The sequence below is a fragment of the Dehalococcoidia bacterium genome (genome assembly GCA_041653995.1).
Classification (GTDB): Bacteria; Chloroflexota; Dehalococcoidia; order GIF9; family UBA5629; genus CAIMUM01.
Window position 1 is genome coordinate 1,088,747 of the sequence record JBAZEK010000001.1, and the last position, 17,913, is coordinate 1,106,659.

Genomic DNA, 17,913 nt, shown 5'->3' on the forward strand with positions numbered 1-17,913 from the left:
GTAGAGCGCTTATTCAGTATGGACAGCCGTATTGCAGCAACTGCGGTATGACCTTTAATTGGCCTCCTCCACAACCGCCTCCTTACCCATACCCCAACCAGCAATATATGTACGGCAATCAGGGGGCTATGCCGCCCGGGAAAAGCTCGATGGGCGGTTTTGTCTGGTTTATTGTGATATTGCTGATCGTCGGCGGAGCGATCGGCGGCTTCTATTACGCTACGAACGGAGATGTCTTGAAATGGTTCACCCCACCCTCCGTAACATCCTTCGACGCCAGTCCCAAGTCCATCACGTCGGGAGGGACGGCAACATTAAACTGGGCCGTCATGGGGGCTCAATCGGTCTCCATCAGCCCCGACATCGGGACCGTGTCATCCAGCGGTTCGCAGGCTGTGAATCCTGATAAAACGACCGAGTACACACTGACCGCCTCCAATTTATCCGGCTCCTCCCGCGCCTGGGCCACCGTTACAGTTACAGCTCCGAGCAAGCCGGCCATCAGCAGCTTCAGTTCCAATCCGGGCACTATCACCGCCGGGCAGTCGGCCACATTATCATGGAATGTTACGGGGGCAACCTCGGTTTCCATCAGTCCCGCTGTCGGCAACGTATCATCGAGCGGCTCAAAGACAGTGACACCCACCGAGACAACCAGCTACACGATCACCGCCGTCAACGACGCCGGCTCGTCTACAACAACAGCCAAAGTTACGGTGAATCCGTCCGGACCACCGACGATCGCCAGTTTTACAGCCAGCCCGGCCTCTATCACCTCAGGCGGGAGTTCGACGCTGTCCTGGACCGTCAGCGGCGCAACCTCTGTTACCATTAACCAGGGTGTGGGCACAGTATCGACTTCCGGAACCAGGTCGGTATCGCCCTCCACCACAACCACCTACACCCTTACAGCCGGCAACAGCCTGGGCAGCTCCACCGCGACGGCCGCTGTCACGGTCACGGCGGCAGGCATACCCGTCATAACCATATTCACCGCCAGCCCGTCGCCGATTACCGCAGGGGACAATATGACACTGTCGTGGACCGTAACGGGGGCGACAACGATCAATATCTTGCCAGGTGTCGGAACAGTATCGGCAACAGGAACGCGCACTCTGATCCCCGCTGCGACCACCACCTATACGCTAACCGCCACCAACACTAACGGCCCGGCGACCGCGACAGCGACGGTGACGGTGGCTTCGGAAGGCCCACCGGTAATCAGCTCGTTTTACCCATCTCCCGTCACCGTTACCTCCGGATCGTCTTCGACACTGCACTGGACTGTTGCGGATGCGACGGAGGTATCCATTACCCCCGGCATCGGCGTCGTATCTGCCACCGGATTAGAGACGGTAACGCCTTTATCCACAACCACCTATGTATTAACCGCCTTTAACAGCCACGGCACAATCACGGCGACGACCGCTGTCACAGTGGCCCCGGCAGGCTATCCCGCGATCAGCTTCTTCAATGCCGTCCCGGCCTCGGTCGCGTCGGGACAATCGACAACGTTATCATGGACCGTCACTGGGGCGAGCACGGTCTCCATCAACCAGGGCATAGGCGCCGTTTCGGCCTCGGGTTCCAGGACAATAACTCCCGCCGCCACCACCACATACACAATTACCGCAACCAACGGCTCCGGCTCTGTTGCTGCTTCAGCTACGGTAACCGTAACGACAACCTCAGGTACGCCTCCGGTAATAGATTCTTTCGGAGCTTCGCCCACTACCATCTCGCCCGGAGGATCATCGCTGCTGAACTGGTCCATAACGGGAGCAACTTCCATCTCAATCGAACCCGATATAGGCGAGCCATCATCGTGGGGCTATCAGGACGTATATCCCACGGAGACCACGACTTATACCCTGACCGCCTTCAACAGCGCGGGTTCGGATACAGCCACAGTGACCGTGACGGTAACTCCCTGACGTTTTGAACCTGCAATACGTTTGCGTTCAACTAAAAACCGGTATAGCTATAGCGAACCAATCATTACAGGGAATCGCTATAATCCGGTGCACTTATACAGCGATGGAACCCGGCAATAACCGGATGCTACTTCTTCTTGGCTGTGCCCTTTTTAGCTTTGGTCGGCTTACCCTTTGTCTTCGGCGGATTGTGAGCAGCGCACGTCTTGCACATAATATCCTCCTCGCCTTGAAGCTGTCTCCTTACTTCCGATAATAGTTATTCCGTTTAAAGCTGTCAAATTAAAAGGCATACATACTTAAAAGGTCGATCAAGGGGTGCATGTGATGGTAAAACTCGCCTGGTTCGACATCATCGGCAACGGGGTAAGGATGCTCACCCTTTCCCAGTACGTGACATTGGAGGCCACATAGATCATCCAGCTCGTTGATACGGTCTTGGTGCCGGCCGCGCTGAAGACGAGGGTCTCCACCGGGCCTGTCGCGCCGTCGATACGCTCCCATCTATATGTTACCGTGCAGGGCCCGTCGACAGTGATATCAGCGGACGTGGTAACAGTTTTCGGGCACGGGCCGGTATAGTTGGACGGATTTGCCGTAGCTACAGCGCTTGTCACCTTGGGAGGACCCGACCAGCCGCCTCCACCGGGCGGAGTTGCGGGAGGCGGTGTTATCGGTACCGGCGTCCCTACCACAAATGTTCCGACCTGGACTGTTTTTGTAGCTGTCCCACCACAGCCGGTGGCTGTCAGTACATAGGTTGTAGAAGTTGTCGGATAAACCACGCGTGAGCCCGGTGACCCCACTTCACCGAAGCCGCCGGGTGAAAGAACAACAGAATTCACCAGTTCCCCCGACGTTCCGTTGGTTACCGGACCCCATTCCAGTGTAACCGCCTTGCCGGATTCAACAAAACCGGGATTCGCCTCAAAATGGGAAAAAATAGGTGCTCCGGGACATCCGGCGGGCGAGGGTTGCTGCGGTTGGCCCGGTTGCGATGGCTGTTGCGGCTGGCCCGGTTGCGACGGTTGCTGCGGCGTCCCTGTTCCTGCCACTTCAACCATAACCTCGCGTCTGAGCACAGTGCTGCCTATATCTATCATAAGAGCATAGACGGTGGATTCGGACGGGCATACCTGCTTCTGGCCGGAGGCATTCACCGGTTGGCCTTGCAGTTCCACTCCAAAGAAACCTTCGCCCTGAATACTCCAGTTCAGATTAACGCATTCTCCCGGCTGAATAGTGTTTCTGTCCGTTGTGAAAACTATTTGCGGTTCCCCGGGGGGCTGAGCGCCCTGCGGCGTGCCCGGAGCAACTTCACTTCCTCCCCGGCATGTGCAGCTGACAGTGGCCAGCATGATCGCAATAAGCACTACAGCAAATACACTTCTACACATTTCAAAACCTCCTCAGTATCATAGCAGTGTGCTGAGTCCCGACAATACAAACCCGTTAAGGACATATTAAAAGAAATCCCTGGAATCGGCAATCAAGACGATGGTCCCGGCTGATAGAACGTATGATCGGCCTGCTGACCGCCGGGATTGATTAATGCCGGAGGCAAGATCCCGTTATTGACACCGGGACACATCAGAATCTACAATACTTATCTGAAATGCCGATTGCTTCTTATACGCATACCATTGCCACTGTGCTGGGCTTTATTTGCGCGATAGTCTGCGCCGCCCTCATGCTGAACTTGAAGACGGATGAGCAGAGGCTTAAAAGGGCGCGCATCGCACGTCGCATAGCGCCTGTAACCTGGGTCGCCTTTATCGCGCTTATTATCAGCGGAATCTTTCTGGCCCTGGACAAGAATGACCTCAATGTCTATGTATTGGGAGCGAAGCACCTGCTGGTGTTAATACTGCTGGTCGACGCCCTGCTGATTCACTTCCGCTATTTCCCGCGATTTTTCAAACAGATCGGATCACCCGAGTTCGCTAAAACATACACGGTGATGCGCCGCATCGGCGCACTGTCCGTTTCCTGCTGGATCATCATCCTTGTGCTTTCGGTCCTGCTTGACCGTTTGACTTAGGCTCTTGTTCCCATTTCCTGCGCAAAGACTATAATATCAGCTATGAAAGGCGCCTGGTACGTTTATATAGTCGAGTGCAGTGAGGGTACCCTTTACACAGGCATCACTAACAATATTGATAAGCGTATAAGGGATCACAATGCAGGGATCGGTTCCAGGTACACCAAAGGGAGGAGGCCTGTTAAATTGCTCGGGAAGTGGGATTGTGCCGACAAATCACATGCAGCTAAAATGGAGTATAAAATAAAGCGCCTTTCCAGATCAGATAAACTGAGGGCAATCATGGGAATGGTAAAATCAAAAGGAGAAGGGGAACTTGATCAACGTTAAGACTGTTCTGTGTATTATATTGGCTGGATTGGCAACCATTTTATGCGGTTGCATTCCTGCGGTGGTGGTATCCGATATCCCGGCCCGCAACTGGGTAATGAGCGTCGTGACCAACGAAAACTCAGCCTGGACCAGAGGAGCGCAGCTGTTCGCCGACCTGGTCAAACAACGCAGCGGCGGCCGGATTCAGATAACAGTTCATCCCGATGCCGGGCTGGCGGGCGGCAACCAGGTGAACGAACTGACCATGCTGCGGGACGGCAACATTAATTTCACCTATCACTCCAATTTGCTTTATTCCAATCTCGACCAATCGTTCGCGGCCATTTCCATGCCGTGGTTGTTCACGGACTATGCGCAGGTCGATGCGGCGCTGTCAGGTGCGGCCGGCAGCGAGCTGTTGAAGGAGACGGAAGCCTACGGCATAGTCGGCCTGGCCTACGGCGAGAACGGTTTTCGCCAGTTGACCAACAGCAAGCTCGCGGTACGTGGACCCGACGACATGCACGGTTTGAAGATCCGTATCCCCGATGTAGGGCTATATAACTCGATTTACACAGAACTGGGCGCCACCCCCATAATAATGAACTTCCCCGAGGTTACCGGCGCACTCAAGCAGGGACAAATCGACGGCCAGGAGAATCCCGTGGACATTATTGTGTCCTCCCGGCTCTACGAGGTACAGAACCATATTACCGTCTGGAACTACTCCTACGACGCCCTTATCCTGGGAATGAACAAGAAGGACTGGGACGGTTTACCCGCCGCTGCACAGAATATTATCAGGCAGGCGGCAATCGAAGCTTCACAGGAACAGGTAAAGCTGTCTCGCGATGCCGCCCGGACGAAGTTGAGCCTGTTGCGTGATAAGGGCATGGCTGTAACCGAACTGACACCGGACCAGGTTAAAGCATTTCGGACTGCGACAGAACCGGTATATGCGGAATGGTCGGGTAAGATCGAACCCCATATTCAAAAGTTATGGGAGATCAGGAGCCTGTCCCAGTAGCCGCAAGCTACACGGATCGTTTCAACGCTATCATATGGCAGCCATCTGCCGGCACTATCTGATATTGACCGATATTAATCAGACTTATACAATGTAACTTAACGAACACTTACTTTTTCCACTATCAATAAACGCAGATCAGTCTTGCAATATAGGAGGCAGCAGTGAAAAAAAACATAGCATCTCAGATATTGGTGGCGATTCTTACTCTGGCTTTATTGTTTGTATCTGCGCCCGTCGTCGCTGATTCCGGTCTCACCAGCGGGTTTGTAAAAATCAAGGACTGGGATGAGACACATGAAGCCTTCAGTTTTTCATCGGGACAAGTTGCCTGGGGCAGCGGCGACTTCTTTATTTCACCCAGAGGGATCCATGTTTTTGAATCTCCCGGCATCATCGATATGGGTTTGGTATATCTTGACGATGTAGGCGAGGCGCCGGCAGCGGGATATGTGGAGATGGCTGCGCCGGTTGATGGTCATACATATGTTGTGCGCTCCAATGGAAAGTACGGTAAATTCTATCTCGAGGAGACCTATGATTGGCTGACCCCTATCCAATATGGGATTTCATGGGTGTATCAGCCCAACGGAACCAGGTCGCTTGGAGGCGCAGCATCAACCAGCCAGACTGTTACCTCCGGACAAACAGGGGCCGCAACAGATACAGGTTGTACCTATGAGCAGTACATCGCAGCTTACAACAAGCTGACCTACTTGATGTCCCAGGGCAAGGGAGATACGCCGGAAGCCCAGGCTGCCTATGCGGAATACGCAAAGGTTAAGGCCTGCTATGAGAGCGGTAGCACGGGAACGGGGCAATCATCCACACCTGCAACTACAACTACCACTACGCCGACCACCCCCACTACTACTACTACTACTGCCACTACGACCACGCCTCAACAGACCGGGTGCACGCAGTATCGCATACCACCTGCCGAAAAGTGGTCCGGCTCATGGTTCAACACCGGCATCAGCTTGCCTGCCAGACAGACGGTTTCCATTACGGCATCGGGGACTGTCAGACCGAGCCTGGGCATGGACGTATATTGCGGACCCGAAGGAACATTCGCGGTTGACTACTGGCTGAAGGATTACTCATTCCTCTCAGGTTGCGGCCATGCAGCGTTGATCGCCAGGATCGGATCAGCAGGGACTCCGATGTGTATCGGCACAGGCACCTCTTTCTCCACTCCCACAGGGGGTGAGCTCTGGCTCGGAATAAACGACACCGATCCTGCCAACAATTCCGGCTCATATGCGGTCGAGGTGTGCCTGGGACAGACCTCACCGTCTGCTACTACCACTACTATACCTGCAACCACTCCTGCAGGCACGACTTCATCTACATCAACGTCCGCCGTTACGAGCCTGTCCTGTGCAAACAAGGACAATGAAGAGAAAGGGTGTGGACCTTTCTATGGTGCGCATACATATCTATTTGGAGCTCAAAATGTAACATCAGTAGTTGCGCGTTTTGACACCGGCCGAAGGTTCAACTGTCGGAGTGTCGTGACATTTGACGTTTACCGAAACGGGGTATGGCAGACGATAAAAACGGTGGATGCTGTATCATCGTCAGGAAATTCCGAGTTTGCGCCTATTGAGGTTCAGGTACCTGTCAACGATACCATTTCCGGCTTCAGAATTTCTGATGGGTGTGTATGTTGCATAGACTTCTCCGAAATCACGATTTACGGCTCACAATCATTACCTCAATCATCAACAACCACTTCTACTAGTGCGTCAAATGTATTCGGCTCCACTCAGATCCTCAACAAGGGTTTCAAGGGCAATATCTATTATTTGGAGGAGGGAACGAGTCACCTTCCCGATTTCTCAAAAATGACTCCCGTCGGCACAATTTACATTGAGCAACTGGATATACCTGACAGGGATTTCACCGAGGGATTCCCGGGCATTACCAACAGGTTTGAATGGTTCGGAATCTCCTATGTCGGCGGAGTTTTTATCCCAGCCGAGGGCTATTACACATTCAAATTGACGTCCGATGACGGCGCCAAACTTTATATCGATGGTGAGCTGAAGATCGACAACGATGGGATACACCCATTCAGAACCCAAACAAAACAGGTGTATCTGACCAGAGGAGATCATGTTATAAAGGTTGATTATTTTCAGGGTCCAAGAGCCCGTTTATGCCTCCAGTTACATGTTCAAACTCCGGGTGGAGCAGAAGACCCGCTGAAACCCGGGCTCGACCCGTCCCAAATAGTATCTCCCGCTCCTGCATCGACCACCACTACCATTACGACAACCATACCTGCAGGCACTGCGCTCATTGCCGAGTCCAGGACCGTTATGACCGGCGGTACGGTTCAGGTGCCGATTTATTTCCAGGATGCTCAGAGCGTCGGCAGTCTGGGTTTCACACTATCTTACGATCCTGCAGTATTGCAGGTGGTAAAAGTATCCAAGGGATCCCTGCTGGCGCCGGCTACCTTTACATCCAGCGACCAATCCGGTTCCATTATTTTCGGTTTTGCTTCGCCCCAGGCGATCAGCGGCAACGGCTCCGCGGCCATTGTTGAATTCAGGGCTCTGGGCAGCGCGGGCAGCACAAGTGCTTTGACGCTGTCTGAGATACTGGCAACCAGCTATTACGGCTCCTCACTGACCGTCAGCCCCGTCAACGGCCTGCTTACCATCGGGCAAAATCAGCCGGGCGATGCCGACGGAGACGGCAAACTCAGTGTGCTGGATGCGCTGATTGCCCTTAAAATGTATGTCAAGTCGCTCCCGCTGGACCTGATAGCTGATATCAACCAGGATGGGAGGGTCACCCCCGAGGATGCCAGGTTGATTATGGAGAAGGCCAAGCCATAATAAAGGAAGGTGATGATCATGAAATCAGGTACCATTTGTCGGACTTTAATCATTGCGGCGCTGGCCGCCTTAATAATCATACCGGCGGCCGGCTGCATCAAGCTGCCCCGGAAGGCTGCTTCGACAAGCGGGCAGTTGAAGGTCCCCATTAATGCTGTCAACGCCGGCAACCTGGGTAGCCTTGAGTTTGAATTGGTATATGACCCCGCTATCGTACAGGCGGAGGGCGTGACAAAGGGCGATCTGGCGGATAATGCCATGCTTGATTTCAGTCTGTCACGTACCGGCCGCATATGGGTGGCCCTGGTGGATTCCAACGGTTTAAACGGCAACGGTTCCCTGGCCGTGATATCCTTCCACAGGGTGGGAAGCGGGCAAACGGCGGCCACCCTTAAACTGGAAAATGTCATTGCCCACGACGCCATCAACCTTGTTGATATCATAACCAGCACCACCGCGGGAAGTCTAACAACACCACCGGTTATAAATTTTACCCGCTGAGGAGATAGAGCGGCCAACCGGAAAGCTGATCTACCACTGGGTTATGGATATGTCTGAGATCAGACAGGATATTACCACTGAAGAATGGGTCATTATAGCGAAAGAAAGGGCGCTGAGGCCGTCCGAATTCGCCCGTCAGCAGTCCAGACCGGAACTTCCTGCATTTTCAGCATCATGCCCGTTTTGCCCCGGCAACGAATCGATGACGCCGGGAGAAATACTTATATACCGGGATAAAGAGGCCCCAGGATGGCGCGTGAGAGTTGTATCAAATAAGTTTCCTGCGCTCAAACCGGGCGGCAGTACCGTAAGGAAGATCGAGTCAGGATTATTCATGAGCATGGACGGCGTTGGAATACATGAGGTTATTGTGGAAACACCGGAACACAATAAAATCCTGTCATTGCAGGAAGCCGGCGGCATTGCAGATATCCTGCGCGCCTACCGGGAAAGGTACAACGCCATGAAACAGGAATCCTTCGTAAAGCTTATCACTATCTATAAAAATTATGGACCGAAGGCGGGCACTACGCTGGAGCACTCGCATTCGCAATTGATAGCTACGCCTGTCGTGCCCAGATATATGCGAATACAATTTGAAGTTGCTACAAGATATTATGACAATATCGGCAGGTGCCTTTACTGCGACCTGGCAAGCCATGAAATTAGCACATCCGACCGACTGGTAATGGAAACGGAATTTTTCACAGTCTTCCACCCATTTGCTTCACACACACCTTTTGAGACTTGGATTATACCTAAAAGGGGGCAGGCATCCTTTGGCAATACAACGACACAAGAGCTGGCTGACCTGGCACATGTACTGCGATCTGTATTATTGAAGATTTATACGGGTTTGAATAATCCCGATTATAACTATGTTATCAGTAGCGCCCCGGTGGATGATGAAAATAAAGACTATTACAGCTGGCACATCAGGATTATCCCCAGGCTGACGGAACTGGTCGGATTTGAAATCGGGTCAGGCATCAACCTGAACACTGCTTTACCGGAAGAGACAGCCCGATTCATGCGTGACCTGTAGTATAATTAATTTTAGTAATGATAGTGTGGAGATGGTGGCTAACATGAAAAACATCCTTTCGTCCAGGTTTCCGGTTCTCGCCGTCTTACTGATCCTATTGAGCACTACTTTTACAGCATGTGTATCCTCCGGGCAAGCCACCCCGCAAAGCGTCAGCCCTCAGGAGGCCCGGCAGATATCCTATAATGCCGCAATATACGGCTTCCCGCTGGTCGTAATGGACCTGACCCGGCAGGTCATGACGGCGGTTCCCACAGCCAATGCGAACGGGTCACCGGTCAACCAGTTCGGCAATAAGAAGGTCTTTCCGGATGCAACATTTACCAACGTGGTGAACCCTAATGCCGATACGCTTTATTCATCGGCCTGGATAGACACCTCTAAAGAACCAATTATCCTTTCTTTGCCGGATACTCAAGGACGCTACTACCTGATGCCCATGTTCAACTGCTGGACCGATTGCTTTGCCTCGCCTGGATCACGCACCACCGGCACCGGCGCCGGCAGCTACGCCATCACCGGTCCAGGCTGGGGCGGCGGGTTGCCTGAAGGCCTCCCTGAGATGAGGTCTTCCACCCGTTGGGTCTGGATAGTCGGTCGCATCGCTTGTAGCGGACCCGCAGATTATGAAAACGTCTGGAACCTCCAGGACCGGTTAAAGCTGACGCCGCTCTCCGCCTGGGGCACGGATTATGTACCGCCGGCTGACGTTCCGGTCGATCCTGCTGTTAATACCAAAGTCTCTCCTTTGAATCAGTTGCTGGCCCTGGATTCAGCCGGCTACTTCAACTACGTGTGTCGGTTGATGGTCGACAATCCTCCCTATGACGCAGATGCGCCGATGCTGGCCGACATGGCAAAGATAGGCATTAAGCCCGGAGCCGACTATGAATCATATTTTGCCGGGCTAAATGATAGTCTCAAGTCTGCAATTCAAACCGGTTACAAGTCCGCTCTGGCCGATATTCCCGTAACAGACCTGGGTAAAGAGAAAAACGGGTGGCAGCTCCCCACCAATACCGGCAACTATGGGACCGATTATACAGTCAGGGCGGTTATCGCCTACAGGGGGCTGGGCGCAAATCTAATCGATGATGCTTTCTATGCCTCGGCTTCAACCGACGGCGACGGGACAATATTTTCCAGCGATAACAAATATATACTTCATTTCAACAAGGACGAGATACCGCCGGTAAACGGATTCTGGTCTCTCTCCATGTACAATGACAAGATCATGTTCGTGGCCAATCCGATCAACAGGTACAGCCTGGGCTCATTAAGCGATCCGCCCCTGATAAAAAATCCTGACGGGTCTCTCGACATCTATATACAGCGCGATGCGCCTGACTCCGCCGTAATGAACAACTGGTTACCTGCACCGGCCGGCGGCGGCTTTCAGATGACGCTGCGCCTGTACTGGCCGCAGCAACCGGTGGTAGACCAGCAATGGGCGCCGCCGGCAGTACAACCGGTCAAGTAGAGTCAATATATCGTTCAATAGCACCGAGCATGCCTGTCAGCCTAATACTTTGACAGTCGACAGGAACGGCAATACAATTTTGATGGATTGGGGGTATGCATTTATGAAGCACAACTGCAAATATAAAATCATCTATCTGATGTCGGTCATTTGTATACTGGCCCTGTGTTTGCCGGGATGCGTATCCGGCGGCGCTCAAAATCAGGTCAGCGCATATCCGATTGATACTGACGTCCGGACTACGGTGCACAGGACGATCGCTCTCAATGAAAACATCTCCGGTCTCAGCTCTCTTGAGCTTTCCAAAGTCTCGGAATATGGCAAATACGGTTACGGCAAGTGGACCTATGGCCAGGGCATCCCCAACGAGCTGCGCACCGATATCATGCCGGCCGGTGATGCCGCCGCGTCGGTAAGCAGGAAAACCAGGCTACTGAATTTCTTCGCTATAACCGATGTCCATATAACCGATAAAGAATCCCCATCCCAGTTGATCTACCTGCAGCAGTTAAATTCCAAAGACGCCGAGGTCACTTCGATATACTCGCCGGTGATGCTTTGCACAACTCAGGTACTGGATGCGGCCGTACAGACCATAAACGCGCTTCACAGGCAAAATCCGTTTGATTTCGGCATCTCACTGGGCGACGTATCCAACAGCACCCAGTACAACGAAACAAGGTGGTATATAGATTTGCTGGACGGCAAGGTCATCAATCCGAGTTCCGGCGCCCATGCCGGGGCTGAAGCCATCGACTACCAGAAGCCTTTCAAGGCGGCAGGCCTGGATAAGACTATTCCCTGGTACCAGACGCTGGGCAACCACGATCATTTCTGGATCGGTTCAATCCCTGTCAACGACTTCCTGCGCCAATCGTACACCAGCGATACAATCCTGGCTGCCGGCGATGTCCTGGCCGACCCCAGAAATTTAAACAAACCTGATTATTATATGGGCGTAATCGACGGCTCGACTCCTTACGGAGAAATAAGGGGAGCCGGGCCGGTAGCCAACTTCAATAGTCCTCCCAAGGTCGTAGCCGACCCGGACCGCCGGTCACTCTTGAGAACCGAGTGGATCAACGAGTTCTTCAATACAACTTCCAGTCCTGTCGGCCACGGCTTCAACCTGGTCGACCCCGGCCAGCCGGAGGGATTCGCCTGTTATAGCTTCGTCCCCAAATCAACAATACCGCTCAAAGTAATTGTGCTGGATGATACGCAACGGGAAGATGATGGCTCGGCCGATATCCACGGCCACGGTTTCCTCGACCAGGCGCGCTGGGAATGGCTCAAGAAAGAGTTGGCGAACGGCCAGGCCGCCGGCCAGTTGATGATCGTCGCGGCACATATACCCATCGGCGTTCAACCCGACAATACGGAGCTAGAATGGTGGAACAGTCCTCAGAATGCCGTCACCCTGCCGGACCTGCTGAAGGAACTGGAAAATAATCCAAATCTGATTATGTGGATATCAGGGCACCGCCACCTCAATACCATCAAAGCGTTTGTGTCCACCGATCCCGCCAGGCCCGAATGCGGTTTCTGGCAGGTTGAAACGTCGTCACTGAGGGATTTCCCCCAGCAGTTCCGCACCTTCGAAATATATCTCAACAGCGATTACACGGTCTCAATCGTAGCAACCGATGTCGATCCTTCGGTCAAAGAGGGAACGCCGGCCGCCAGATCACGCGCTTACGCAGTGGCCGCGCAGGAGATCGTCAAGAACAATCTGAGTCCGGTCTTTGCCGGAGCCGATCCCACCATCCCTGATCCGACTATTCCGGATCCCACCATCAGGCCGATGCCGACACTTTCCTATAATGCAGAGCTTCTCAAGCAGCTGAGCCCGGCGATGAAGGCCAAATTGCAGGCGCTCTTCCCATAAGCAGCGCTCGACTTAATTAATGATATAACTGAATATGTAAGCCGCAAGTGATACCGAGTCCTGCCAGGTCTCAGTAGCTCTTTGATGAGTCCAGTTTATCACTCCACAACTGCTTGAGCATTTTCAGGTCATCTATAAACTCTTCCTGTGTCTGCTCTTTCTTCTTCTCAAGTGACTCCAGTATCTCAAAGGCAAAAGCCTCGCCTCCAGACGATTCCCACGCTTCCTTCAAGCGGAGGTCAAGGCAAGAGCCCGAAGATATCGTAAAATTGAAGCTGTTTTGCTTTGCTTGAAGGTTAGGTGTGCAGTCCAATAAATACATCCCGTTGTGAGTATTGATCAACCTGTATACTCCGCCAACAACCTTCGCCTGCTTATATTCATTTATAAGTGTTTTTCTTCTATCCATTTCGATCCGAATTCAAAAAAGTAAAAAATGGCAGCGACTGGGATTGAACCAGTGACCAAGGGCTTAACAAAACCTTTGTCTGAGCGGAATTAATATTTGGGATTTAGGCCAGCCTGTTTGCACAACCAGTATCATCTCAGTTAGAGCATCTTTCAACATTTCACGACATTCATCGATATCTTTACCCTCGGTAATCACCTCAGGCCATTCAACCAGCTGTCCCATATAACCCGAACTTATCTTTGTGTATTTTGCAGTGTAGCTCTTAACCATGTATTGCCTCCGTGCAAAGACCTATGACTATTATAGCAGTTACTCAAAGATGCGGAGATTGATACGTCACCGGATTCCCTGCGATAACATGGTAGAGGGTTGGTGGCAGCGACTGGGATTGAACCAGTGACCAAGGGCTTATGAGTCCCCTGCTCTACCGCTGAGCTACGCTGCCACGCCGAAAAACCTGTGATAATTAAAGGACAGCAAATATTTTAGCACTAAACTACCAACTTTTGCTACAGGTCCCTGCTCATCATCAGTAAACCTGCACGAGTCGGCATAAATACCCCGCCAGGTATACCTGATTTCACGAAAATGGCATTGACATAGATACGACCATGTGTTACTTTGACCAGACCCCATGTAGTCAAGGTTGGAGCAGGCACGGCAGCAAAAACGGCATCTTAAAATCTTACGAGGAGGTTGGCATGGAAAAAGGAACATTGGCAGAGGGACCGGCTTACTCTAAATGGAACACCTATTATACTACCGCTCTTCTATATCTCCTGCTGATGTTCGACTACATCGATAGATTTGTCATCGTTGCCCTGTTCCCCTTTCTGAAAAGTGAATGGGCTTTAACGGATACTCAATGCGGCTTGATGGTATCCGCCGTTTTCTGGGCTATCCTGGTTTTAACCCTGCCAACCGGGGCTTTAATAGACCGCTGGAGCAGAAAGAAAACCATCGGTCTGATGGCCATCATCTGGAGCCTTGGTACGGCAGCCGGCGCCCTGACCAGGAATTTCACACAATTATTTACGACCAGATTCATTATCGGAGCGGGCGAAGCGGGTTATTCGGCCGGCGGCACAGCCCTTCTGTCCGCCATTTTCAAACCGGAACAGCGCGCCCGTGTTATAGGGTTCTGGTATTCCGCCATCCCTCTCGGTCAGGCCCTGGGTATAGTGTTAGGTGGGATTATCGCAGTCAACCTGGGGTGGAGAAATGCATTGGGTATAGTAGCTCTCCCGGGATTATTGCTTGCCATCCTGTTTTTTTGGGTCAAGGATTATAAAACGGTGGACCTGGTGCAGTCCGTTCCCCAGGAAGGATTATCATCCAAACACAAGATGAGTAAGCGGGACATTATAAAAGAACTGTTCCGCAGCAAATCTCTTTTATTTAACAACCTGGCATTCTCCGCCTGTACCTTTACCATAGTTGCCCTGACAACCTGGCTGCCTGCCTATTTCCAGAGATTCGAAGGTATGGCTATTGAACGCTCAGGGTTGATGGCCAGTATCATTATGGTTCTGGCCATTGTCGGCGGCCCCCTCGGCGGTTTCCTCACCGACCGGTTTTATAAAAATAAGCCGAATTCACGCATGCTTTTCCCTGCGCTCACCTGTGCGATAACTTCATCCCTGTTGTTCGTTGCATTTCTGTTACATGGCAGCCTTCAATACGGTTTCCTCCTCGCAATGGGATTATTCATCATCATGTTTTCACCGGGTGCGATAGCTGTGACACAGGACGTCGTTCATCCCGGTCTTAGGTCAACCTCATTGAGCATTAACATAGTCTTTCAGCATCTTCTCGGCAGCGCGCTCGGGCCACTCGTAGTGGGCGCTCTTTCGGATATTTACGGCCTGGATAAGGCGCTGCTATTCCTTCCGGCAACACTCATTCTGGCGGCGATTCTCTTTTTCACGGGATCATTTTTCTATAAAAGAGATGCTGAAAGCGTTGAAAAAATGGCAATAGTATTTGAAGCCGGGTAGAATAATCCATCGCAAATAAACCTGCAGGGAATATGAAAATCATGAATATGACGGGTAGAGAAAGGATGCTGACTGCACTGTCACTGGGACAACCGGACCGCGTGCCGGTATGGGAGCTGGCTTTCAACGAAGAATCCATCATCAATATAGGAAGGTTGCTGACCGACGACGTCCCGCCGGTTAAGCTGGCTCACGAAATGACCCTGGAGGAAAAATTAAAGCTTTTGGAACTGCTGTACAAGATCACCCGGGAGCTCGATCTGGATGGACTGACCTCAATTCATCTCTTCAACCGTAAGCTCATCGATGTTAATCACATCGAGGATGACTGGGGCAGGGTATCCCACGTGGACCGGGTGGGCGACGCAGTGACGGTCAAAGGCCCGATAGCAGGACCCTCCGACTTGAAACACCTGAAGATCGTTCACCCCCAGGAGAGCGAGTTCCTCATGTTGATGGCTTCTATCGATAAACTGGGCCAGGATGTAACCCAGGTCCTTTTTGTTGTCGGCCCCTTCCGGGAAAGCTGGTCGATGATGGGAGGAATGGAGAACCTGTTCTACTATTATAAAGAGGACCCGCAGTTCGTGAAGGACCTGGCCCGTATCACCACCGATTACATACTGGAGATAATCGACAAGGGCGCCGACCTCGGCGCCGATGCCATTGCGCTATCCAGCGACCTTGCTTATAACCAATCCACTCTAATGTCACCCCGCCACTACGAGGAATACATCTTCCCCTACCACGTGGAGATAGTAAGGCACATACACAGGCGCGGGATGAAGGCCATCAAACACTCGGACGGCGTTATGTGGCCGATCATGGACCATATGGTGGAGGCAGGGTTCGACGGCATCCATCCCATTCAGCCGCAGTGCATGGACATCGGCCAGGCCAAGGCAAAATACGGCAAGCGCATCTGCATTATGGGCAATATCGACTGCACACACCTGTTGCCCACCGGCACTGTGGAAGAGGTTGAAAAAGCGGTTAAGGACACGATAGCCGTTGCCGCACCCGGAGGTGGCTATATCCTCAGTTCCTCCAATACCATCCATCCATCCTGCAAGGGCGAGAACTATGTGGCCATGGTCAGGGCTGCGCACAGATATGGGCGTTATCCCATATAAATATGCGACGCAAAAAAGCGTGGCCGGCTTTGGTCCGGGCGCTCCTGCCATAGAACTTGCCCAAGAGAATAAATAAGGAGAATGACTGCATGCAACGCGGCGTTAATAACAGGAGATCCCATGGAAATCGCGAGGACCTCACTGGTGAACACACAGTCGGCGATGCCGGGCAGGCAATTCTGGCCTGCCTGTTTTTTATTACCTGGATAGCAGATTCCTTCTTTTTCCATTACACAACTATGCTAAATCAATACGTAACTTTGTATATTCGAATACCGCTGGGGATTATCTTCATTTTAATATCCGGATATTTGGCGCTAAGGGGCATGTCCATTGTTTTCGGTGAAAAGAGAGAGCCGCCGGTTGTAATTCGAAAGAGCGTGTTCGGTATTGTCAGACACCCCATATATCTGAGTGAGATTTTGCTATATCTTGGTCTTATAATACTTAGTATATCCATCGCGGCTATCGGGCTCTGGATAATTGCTATAGTTTTCTTACACTGCATCTCACGCCATGAGGAAAAATTATTAATAGCGCGCTTTGGGGATGAGTATAAACAATACATCAGAGACGTACCAATGTGGATACCGCGCCTCCAGCGCAAGTAAACAATGAATAAACCACCTATGAACTTTCCCTGTCAAAGAGGCAACCGTACAGTAAATCAAGATCACATCGTCATTGCGAGCCCGTAGGGTGCGGCAATCCTGTACACCCGCATGACGGCACAAGATTGCTTCGCTATGCTCGCAATGACCGGGTTGCAATAGCAATAAAAAAGCTACGTAAAAGATGATTGACAACATTTTTGCCGATAGTGTAATATGTCATACAAGTTTACTACTTATGCTCATGTGCGCATAAGTATACGAGGGTAAAGGATGCGTGATCTACTGAAGATATTTAAAGCCATGGCGGACGAAACGAGATTAAGAATCATGTATTTGCTGATGGAAAGGGAGGCCTGCGTGCTGGAAATCAAGCAGGCCATGCGCATCAGTCAGACCCGCGCCTCGCGCAACCTGGGCATACTGCATGACGCAGGACTGCTCAAGGCGCGCCGCGAGGGTCCGCTGGTCTTCTATTCACTGGATACACGGCAGATCAAGAAAAGCTGCAACGGGCTGGACGCCATGGTCAAGCAGGCATTCGAGATGGACGAAACCTCGCTCAAGCACCGCGAAAGGCTGAAGAGGCCCGTCCCGCGTAGCTCGGACAGGGAATAAGGCCGATAAACGGCCACTACGGATTGACTTTTTTCCGTATAAGTAGTGTAATATTTAAGGCCTGT

At 52.0% G+C, this 17,913-nt stretch carries 17 protein-coding genes and 1 tRNA gene; 13 read left to right on the top strand and 5 right to left on the bottom strand.

All coding sequences use genetic code 11. From position 1 onward, the window contains the following. The first annotated feature begins 128 nt into the window (after positions 1-128). Positions 129-1,934 (top strand): hypothetical protein, encoded by a 1,806-nt coding sequence (locus WC359_05350; protein MFA5399841.1) that lies wholly within the window; start codon positions 129-131, stop codon positions 1,932-1,934. A 311-nt stretch (positions 1,935-2,245) separates the two neighbouring features. Here the strand turns inward: WC359_05350 and WC359_05355 are convergent, their stop codons facing one another. Next, on the bottom strand, positions 2,246-3,331 hold the full coding sequence (locus WC359_05355; protein ID MFA5399842.1) for a hypothetical protein: 1,086 nt from the start codon (positions 3,329-3,331) through the stop codon (positions 2,246-2,248). A gap of 218 nt (positions 3,332-3,549) precedes the next feature. Here WC359_05355 and WC359_05360 point away from each other — a divergent pair, with 218 nt between their 5' ends. The 8 genes from WC359_05360 to WC359_05395 all read left to right on the top strand — a co-directional run bounded on the left by WC359_05360 (position 3,550) and on the right by WC359_05395 (position 13,077). Further along, positions 3,550-3,975: a hypothetical protein gene (locus tag WC359_05360; protein ID MFA5399843.1), complete on the top strand. Its 426-nt coding sequence runs from the start codon at positions 3,550-3,552 to the stop codon at positions 3,973-3,975. A gap of 42 nt (positions 3,976-4,017) precedes the next feature. Then, positions 4,018-4,305 (top strand): GIY-YIG nuclease family protein, encoded by a 288-nt coding sequence (locus WC359_05365; GenBank protein ID MFA5399844.1) that lies wholly within the window; start codon positions 4,018-4,020, stop codon positions 4,303-4,305. Then, entirely contained in the window at positions 4,292-5,314 is a 1,023-nt protein-coding gene (locus WC359_05370) for a DctP family TRAP transporter solute-binding subunit (protein ID MFA5399845.1), read from the top strand. The genes WC359_05365 and WC359_05370 overlap by 14 nt, the downstream gene beginning before the upstream one ends. 164 nt (positions 5,315-5,478) lie before the next feature. Continuing rightward, positions 5,479-8,163 carry a PA14 domain-containing protein gene (locus WC359_05375; protein ID MFA5399846.1) on the top strand — a complete coding sequence of 895 codons (2,685 nt, stop codon included), beginning with the start codon at positions 5,479-5,481 and terminating at the stop codon, positions 8,161-8,163. Positions 8,164-8,181: 18 nt separating this feature from the next. After that, a complete protein-coding gene (locus WC359_05380) occupies positions 8,182-8,664 on the top strand; it encodes a cohesin domain-containing protein (GenBank protein ID MFA5399847.1) in 483 nt (160 codons plus the stop codon). Between the two features lie 49 nt (positions 8,665-8,713). Further along, entirely contained in the window at positions 8,714-9,709 is a 996-nt protein-coding gene (gene galT / locus WC359_05385; protein MFA5399848.1) for a galactose-1-phosphate uridylyltransferase, read from the top strand. Between the two features lie 43 nt (positions 9,710-9,752). Beyond that, positions 9,753-11,189, top strand: a complete 1,437-nt coding sequence (locus WC359_05390) for a DUF1254 domain-containing protein (protein ID MFA5399849.1) — start codon at positions 9,753-9,755, stop codon at positions 11,187-11,189. 103 nt (positions 11,190-11,292) lie between these two features. Beyond that, a complete protein-coding gene (locus WC359_05395) occupies positions 11,293-13,077 on the top strand; it encodes a TIGR03768 family metallophosphoesterase (protein ID MFA5399850.1) in 1,785 nt (594 codons plus the stop codon). Positions 13,078-13,147: 70 nt separating this feature from the next. On the opposite strand, the gene WC359_05400 is transcribed toward WC359_05395, so the two are convergent. From WC359_05400 to WC359_05410, 3 genes are all read right to left on the bottom strand, one after another. Next, positions 13,148-13,486, bottom strand: coding sequence for a GIY-YIG nuclease family protein (locus WC359_05400; protein ID MFA5399851.1), 339 nt, complete (start codon positions 13,484-13,486; stop codon positions 13,148-13,150). 63 nt (positions 13,487-13,549) lie between these two features. Continuing rightward, entirely contained in the window at positions 13,550-13,759 is a 210-nt protein-coding gene (locus tag WC359_05405) for a type II toxin-antitoxin system HicB family antitoxin (protein ID MFA5399852.1), read from the bottom strand. A gap of 100 nt (positions 13,760-13,859) precedes the next feature. Beyond that, positions 13,860-13,934: transfer RNA gene (locus WC359_05410), tRNA-Met, on the bottom strand. Between the two features lie 256 nt (positions 13,935-14,190). On the opposite strand from WC359_05410, the gene WC359_05415 reads away from it, so the two are divergent. Together WC359_05415 and WC359_05420 are read left to right on the top strand one after the other, a co-directional pair. Continuing rightward, positions 14,191-15,486: an MFS transporter gene (locus WC359_05415; protein MFA5399853.1), complete on the top strand. Its 1,296-nt coding sequence runs from the start codon at positions 14,191-14,193 to the stop codon at positions 15,484-15,486. 32 nt (positions 15,487-15,518) lie between these two features. After that, the gene (locus WC359_05420; protein MFA5399854.1) at positions 15,519-16,619 is read left to right on the top strand and encodes a uroporphyrinogen decarboxylase family protein; all 1,101 of its coding nucleotides are present in this window, start codon (positions 15,519-15,521) and stop codon (positions 16,617-16,619) included. On the opposite strand, the gene WC359_05425 is transcribed toward WC359_05420, so the two are convergent. Beyond that, positions 16,607-16,849, bottom strand: a complete 243-nt coding sequence (locus WC359_05425; protein MFA5399855.1) for a hypothetical protein — start codon at positions 16,847-16,849, stop codon at positions 16,607-16,609. The genes WC359_05420 and WC359_05425 overlap by 13 nt on opposite strands. Here WC359_05425 and WC359_05430 point away from each other — a divergent pair. After that, positions 16,826-17,230 (top strand): methyltransferase, encoded by a 405-nt coding sequence (locus tag WC359_05430; GenBank protein MFA5399856.1) that lies wholly within the window; start codon positions 16,826-16,828, stop codon positions 17,228-17,230. The genes WC359_05425 and WC359_05430 overlap by 24 nt on opposite strands. 273 nt (positions 17,231-17,503) lie before the next feature. After that, positions 17,504-17,848 (top strand): metalloregulator ArsR/SmtB family transcription factor, encoded by a 345-nt coding sequence (locus tag WC359_05435; GenBank protein ID MFA5399857.1) that lies wholly within the window; start codon positions 17,504-17,506, stop codon positions 17,846-17,848. The last annotated feature ends 65 nt before the right edge of the window (positions 17,849-17,913 follow it).